Annotated in this window: 5 protein-coding genes and 1 pseudogene; all 6 read left to right on the top strand. The window is 72.5% G+C overall.

Annotated features, from left to right (window positions below; translation table 11 throughout):
* Window positions 1-343, top strand: a pseudogene (locus AB0H81_RS43585) (hypothetical protein); the annotation flags it as partial.
* Window positions 344-379: 36 nt separating this feature from the next.
* Window positions 380-1,723: an extracellular solute-binding protein gene (locus tag AB0H81_RS43580; RefSeq protein WP_358388022.1), complete on the top strand. Its 1,344-nt coding sequence runs from the start codon at window positions 380-382 to the stop codon at window positions 1,721-1,723.
* Between the two features lie 2 nt (window positions 1,724-1,725).
* Entirely contained in the window at window positions 1,726-2,670 is a 945-nt protein-coding gene (locus AB0H81_RS43575; protein WP_358388019.1) for a sugar ABC transporter permease, read from the top strand.
* Window positions 2,667-3,563 (top strand): carbohydrate ABC transporter permease, encoded by an 897-nt coding sequence (locus AB0H81_RS43570; RefSeq protein WP_358388016.1) that lies wholly within the window; start codon window positions 2,667-2,669, stop codon window positions 3,561-3,563. Before AB0H81_RS43575 ends, AB0H81_RS43570 begins: the two co-directional genes overlap by 4 nt.
* Window positions 3,560-4,828: a 6-phospho-beta-glucosidase gene (locus AB0H81_RS43565; protein ID WP_358388013.1), complete on the top strand. Its 1,269-nt coding sequence runs from the start codon at window positions 3,560-3,562 to the stop codon at window positions 4,826-4,828. Before AB0H81_RS43570 ends, AB0H81_RS43565 begins: the two co-directional genes overlap by 4 nt.
* Window positions 4,825-5,730, top strand: a 906-nt coding sequence (locus tag AB0H81_RS43560; RefSeq protein WP_358388011.1) for a BadF/BadG/BcrA/BcrD ATPase family protein, incomplete at its 3' end; no start/stop codon positions are given. The genes AB0H81_RS43565 and AB0H81_RS43560, both read left to right, overlap by 4 nt.

Raw genomic sequence — 5,730 nt, 5'->3', positions numbered from 1 at the left:
CGCGGAGGGCGCCGGCGACACGCGGCGGGCCGAGAACGCCCGGGCCGGGCTGCGCGACATCGCCGCCCGCCTCGCGGTGGGCCTGGCCGCGATCACCTCCGTCATCGACCCCGGGCTGGTCGTGCTGACCGGCGGCATGGTGCTGGCCGGCGGCGAGCCCCTGCGCGAGCTGGTCGAGCACGAACTGCACGCCCTCACCATCCCCCGGCCGCGGCTGCGGCTGTCCTCCGTCGAGGGCAACCCGGTCCTGGCCGGAGCCCTCGACCTCGCCCTCGACCTGGCCCGCGCCGACGTCTTCGGCTTCACGCCGGACAACGTGCGGGCCGCCACGACTCCGGCATGAACTCCCCCGTCCCACCATGATCAGGAGGCACCCCCCGTGCGCTTCGTCCCCCTCGCGGTCGCCGGGTTCATGGCCCTGGCGCTGACCGCCTGCACCGCGGGCAAGGAGGCGGCCCCGTCGCTCGGCGCCCGCCCCGCGCCCTCCGGCTCGGCCGCGCCCTCCCTCCCGGCGGCCACCCTCGAACTGTGGCACGGATTCTCCACTCCCGCCGAGGTGAAGGCGTTCGAGGACGCCATCGCCGGATTCAACGAGAAGTTCCCCCAGATCACCGTCAAGGCCGTCAAGGGCGTCCAGGACGACCAGATCACGCAGGCCGTCCGGGGCGGCAAGGCCCCCGACGTGGCGGCCTCCTTCACCACCGACAACGTCGCCCAGTGGTGCAGGTCGGGATCGTTCCAGGACCTCACCCCCGTCATCGCGCAGGACGGCATCGACCTCGGTGTGCTGCCGCAGGTGGCGCGGACCTACACCGAGTACGCCGGCAAGCGCTGCACGATGCCGCTGCTGGCCGACGCGTACGGCCTCTACTACAACAAGGCGCTGATGAAGGGCAGCCCGCCGCCCAGGACGCTGTCGGAGCTGACGGCGCTGACCAAGAAGCTGACGGTGCGCGACGCCAAGGGCGACATCAAGGTGGCCGGCTTCATCCCGAGCTTCCAGTACTACGAGAACTCCCCCAGCCACCTGGCCCCGATGGTGGGCGCGAAGTGGTACAACGACGACGGCACCTCGGCCATCGGCTCCGACCCGGCGTGGAAGGAGCTGCTGCGCTGGCAGAAGGACCTCGTCGACTGGTACGGCTACGACAAGCTGGAGAAGTTCCGCAAGGGCCTGGGCGACGAGTGGGGGGCCGAGCACCCGTTCTTCACCGGCAAGGTCGCCATGGTCCTCGACGGGGAGTGGCGCAACGCCATGATCGCGGGCGACTCCAAGGCCAAGAGCATGGACTACGGCACGGCCCCGCTGCCGGTCGCCGACGCCAGGCCCGAACTGTACGGCAGCGGCTTCACCGCCGGCACCGTGATCGGCGTGCCGAAGGGCGCCAGGAACCCGCAGCACGCGTGGGAGCTGGTCAAGTACCTCACGACCGACACCGACTCGCTGGTGACGCTGTCCAACGCGCTGCGCAACGTGCCGACGACCAAGGCCGCGATGGAGTCGCCGAAGCTCGCCAAGGACGCCAACTTCCAGACGTTCCTCGACATCTTCGCCCACCCGAGAACCTCCACGCTGCCGGCTGCCGTCAACAGCGTCTTCAACCAGGAGGCGTTGTCCACGTTCCTCACCAGATGGGAGAAGGGCGCGGTGCCCGACCTCGACGCGGGCCTGAAGTCCGTGGACAAGCTGATCGACGACAAGCTGAAGCTGTCGGGGAGCTGACCGTGGCCACCCTCGGCTCCCTCGCCGCGCCGTCGCGGTGGCGGCGCCGCGAGGGCCTGCGCGCCCTCGTGTGGCTGTCGCCGTGGCTGGCCGGCGTGTCGATCTTCTTCGTCTACCCGCTGCTGGCCACGGTGTACTTCTCCTTCCACCACTACGACCTGTTCACGCTGGAGTGGGCGGGGCTGGACAACTACCGGTACCTGCTGCGCGACCCGCGGGTGGTGACCTCGGCGAAGAACACGCTGTGGCTGGTGGCCGTGATGGTGCCCGTCCAGACCCTGTTCTCGCTGGGGCTGGCGCAGCTCGTGGTCCGGCTCAAGGCCGGGGTCGGGCTGTTCCGGACGATCTTCTACCTGCCGTCGCTGGTGCCGGTGGCCGCCGGGACGATCACGTTCGTGTTCCTCATGAACCCCTCGACGGGACCGTGGAACCAGTTCCTCGCCCTGTTCGGCGTCACCGGGCCCGACTGGTTCGGCGACCCGGCGTGGTCCAAGCCGAGCCTCACGCTGCTGTCGGTGTGGAGCTGCGGCCAGATCGCGGTCATCTTCATGGCGGCGCTGCTGGACGTGCCCCGGCACCTGTACGAGGCGGCCGCGATCGACGGGGCCGGCCCGTGGCGGCAGTTCCGCAGCGTGACGCTGCCGTCGATCGCGCCGGTCCTGATGTTCTCGGCGGTGACGGGCGTCATCTACGCCGTGCAGTACTTCGCGCAGGCGATGATCGCCTCCCGGGTGGCGTCGGGCGCGACCGACTCGCCGGGCACCTCGTTCACGCCCGGCTATCCCGACGAGTCGCTGCTCACGCTGCCGCAGTGGCTGTTCCAGGCCGGTTTCCGCGACTATCAGATGGGATACGCCTGCGTGCTGGCTCTGGTCCTGTTCGCCACGTCGATGGTGTTCACGCTGGTCCTGCTGTGGCAGTTCCGCCGTTCCGAGGGGGCGGCGTGAGCGCCACCGTCACCGCCCCGGCCCGCCCCGCCGCCGCGCCGCGTTCCCGCAAGGCCGGGAACGGGGCGCGTCGCAGGCGGATGCTGCTGTGGATCGCCCAGCACGCGCTGGCGATCGTGCTGGCGCTGATGTTCCTGGCGCCCGTGGTGTTCCTGGCGCTGACCGCCCTCATGACCGACGAGCAGGCGCTGACCAGCGACCTGTGGCCCCGGTCGTGGAACTGGGACAACTTCGCGGTCGTGTTCGCCAAGTCGCAGCTGCTGCGCTGGACGGTCAACACGCTGCTGTACGCCGGCCTGGGCACGCTGTTCACGGTCCTGTCGTCCGTGCCGGTGGCGTACGCCCTGGCCCGCTTCCGCTTCCGGGGACGGCGGGCGGCGTTCCTGCTCGTGGTCGCCACCATGATGCTGCCGCCGCAGGTCGTCGCGGTGCCGCTCTACCTGGTGTGGGCCCGGCTCGGGCTGACGGACACGCTGTGGCCGCTCATCCTGCCGATGCTGCTCGGCGACGCCTTCTCCGTCTTCCTGCTGCGCCAGTTCCTGGTGACGATCCCGCGCGAGTACACCGACGCGGCCAAGGTGGACGGCTGCTCCGACCTGCGCACGCTGGTCAGAGTGATCCTGCCGATGGCCCGTCCGGCCGTCGCCGCCGTCGCGCTGTTCCAGTTCTTCTACTGCTGGAACGACTACTACGGGCCGCTGCTGTACGCGGGGGTCCAGCAGGAGGGCTGGACGCTGTCGCTGGGGCTGGCCACCTTCAAGGCGTTCCACAGCGTGCAGTGGAACCTCACCATGGCCGCCACCCTGCTGGTGACGGCCCCCATCATCATCGTGTTCTTCTTCGCCCAGAGGGTCTTCATCGAGGGCGTGACGCTGACGGGAGTCAAGGGTTGAAACTCGCCGTGGTCGGGGGCGGCTCGACGTACACGCCGGAGCTGATCGACGGGTTCGCGCGGCTGCGCGACGTGCTGCCCCTCACCGAGATCGCGCTCATCGACCCCGATGAGCGGCGCCTCGGCCTGGTGGCCGGGATGGCGCGGCGCATGCTCGCGCACGCCGGGCACCCGGCGCGGGTGGCGGCCGGCTCGTCGGTCGAGGAGGGCGTGGCCGGGGCGAGCGCCGTGCTGTTCCAGCTCCGGGTCGGCGGGCAGGCCGCCCGCGAGGTGGACGAGACGCTGCCGCTGCGGTGCGGCTGCGTCGGGCAGGAGACGACCGGCGCGGGCGGCCTGGCCAAGGCGCTGCGCACGGTCCCGGTCGTGCTGGACATCGCGGAGAAGGTACGCGAGCACGCGCCTGAGGCGTGGATCGTGGACTTCACCAACCCCGTCGGCATCGTCACCCGGGCGCTGCTCGACGCGGGGCACCGCGCGATCGGCCTGTGCAACGTGGCCATCGGCCTGCAGCGGCGCCTCGCGGCGGCGCTCGGGGTGGCGCCCTCGCGGCTCACGCTCGACCACGTCGGGCTCAACCACCTCACCTGGCTGCGCGCCGTCCACCTCGACGGGGCCGACGTGCTGCCGTCGCTCGTCGAGGGGCACGCGAAGGAGCTCGCCGAAGGGGCCGGCCTGCGTCCGGAGCTGATCCGGCGCCTCGGCGCGGTGCCGTCGTACTACCTGCGCTACTACTACGCGCACGACGAGGTGGTGGAGGAGCAGCGGACCGCGCCGCCGCGCGCCGCCGAGGTCGCCGCCGTCGAGGCCCGCCTGCTGGAGCTGTACGCCGACCCGTCGGTGGTCGTCAAGCCCGCGGAGCTGGAGCGGCGGGGCGGCGCCTTCTACTCGGAGGCGGCCGTGGACCTGCTGGCCGCGCTCCTCGGCGGCCGGGACGACTCCCCTCCCCAGGTCGTCAACGTGCGCAACGGGCGCACGCTGCCCTTCCTGCCCGACGAGGCGGTCGTCGAGGTGCCCGCGTCCGTCACCGCCGCCGGCGCCGTGCCGCTGCCGGTGCGGCCCGTGGAGCCGCTGTACGCGGGGCTGATCGCGCACGTGTCGGCGTACGAGACGCTGGCGCTGGAGGCGGCGCTGCACGGCGGGGCGGACCGGGTGCGCGACGCCCTGCTCGCCCACCCGCTGGTCGGTCAGGACGCGGTCGCCGAGGAGCTGACCCGGCTGCTGCTGGAGGCCGGCCGCCCCCACCTGCCGTGGACGGTGGGGCGGTGACCCGCCGCAGGCTCCTGCTCGCCGTGGACGGCGGCAACAGCAAGACGGACGTGGCGGTGGTCGCGGAGGACGGCGAGGTGCTGGTGACGGCGCGCTCGGGGCCGTTCACGCCGCACAGCGCGGGGGTGGCGGCCGCGGTCGGCGAGATCGAGCGGGCCGTTCGGGAGGCGCTGGCCACTCTGCCGCCGGACGAGAGCGGCGGCGGCCGGTTCGACCACGTGGCGGCCTACCTGGCCAACGCCGACCTGCCGGTCGAGGAGGAGACGCTGGCCCGGGAGCTCGCCGCCCGGGGGCTCGGGCCGGACGTCGTCGTCCGCAACGACACGTTCGCGCTGCTGCGGGCCGGCGCGTCGGCTCCGTGGGGCGTGGCGGTGGTGTGCGGCGCCGGCATCAACGCGGTCGGCGTCTCCCCCGCCGGCGAGGTGGCCCGCTTCCCCGCGCTCGGCAGGATCAGCGGCGACTGGGGCGGCGGCGGGGGCCTGGCCGAGGAGGCGCTGTGGCACGCCGTCCGCGCGGAGGACGGCCGCGGTCCCGCCACGGCGCTGGCGGACGTGGTGAAGGAGTGGTCCGGGGCGGCCACGGTCGAGGAGCTGGTCCTTGGGCTGCACTTCGGCCGGGTGGACGGGGCGCGGCTGCACGAGCTGGCCCCGGGGGTGTTCGCCGCCGCCGCGGCGGGCGACGCGGTGGCCGTGGGGCTGGTGGAGCGGCAGGCCGAAGAGGTGGTGGTCATGGCCGAGGTGTGCCTGCGCCGCCTCGGCCTGCTGGAGACGCCGGCGGAGGTGGTGCTGGGCGGCGGGGTCCTGCGGGCGCGCGACCGTCCCGATGGTCAGCAACTCCATGCTCGCGCTCCTCATCATCTCGTCAGGAACGATCCTGCGGCTTGCCCTTTGGGCAAGGTCAAA

Origin of the sequence: Nonomuraea sp. NPDC050691 (assembly GCF_040654455.1) — a bacterium.
In the GTDB taxonomy this organism is placed as follows: domain Bacteria; phylum Actinomycetota; class Actinomycetes; order Streptosporangiales; family Streptosporangiaceae; genus Nonomuraea.
Note: the sequence above shows the minus strand (reverse complement) of the source record. Positions and strands in the feature narration are given on the sequence as shown.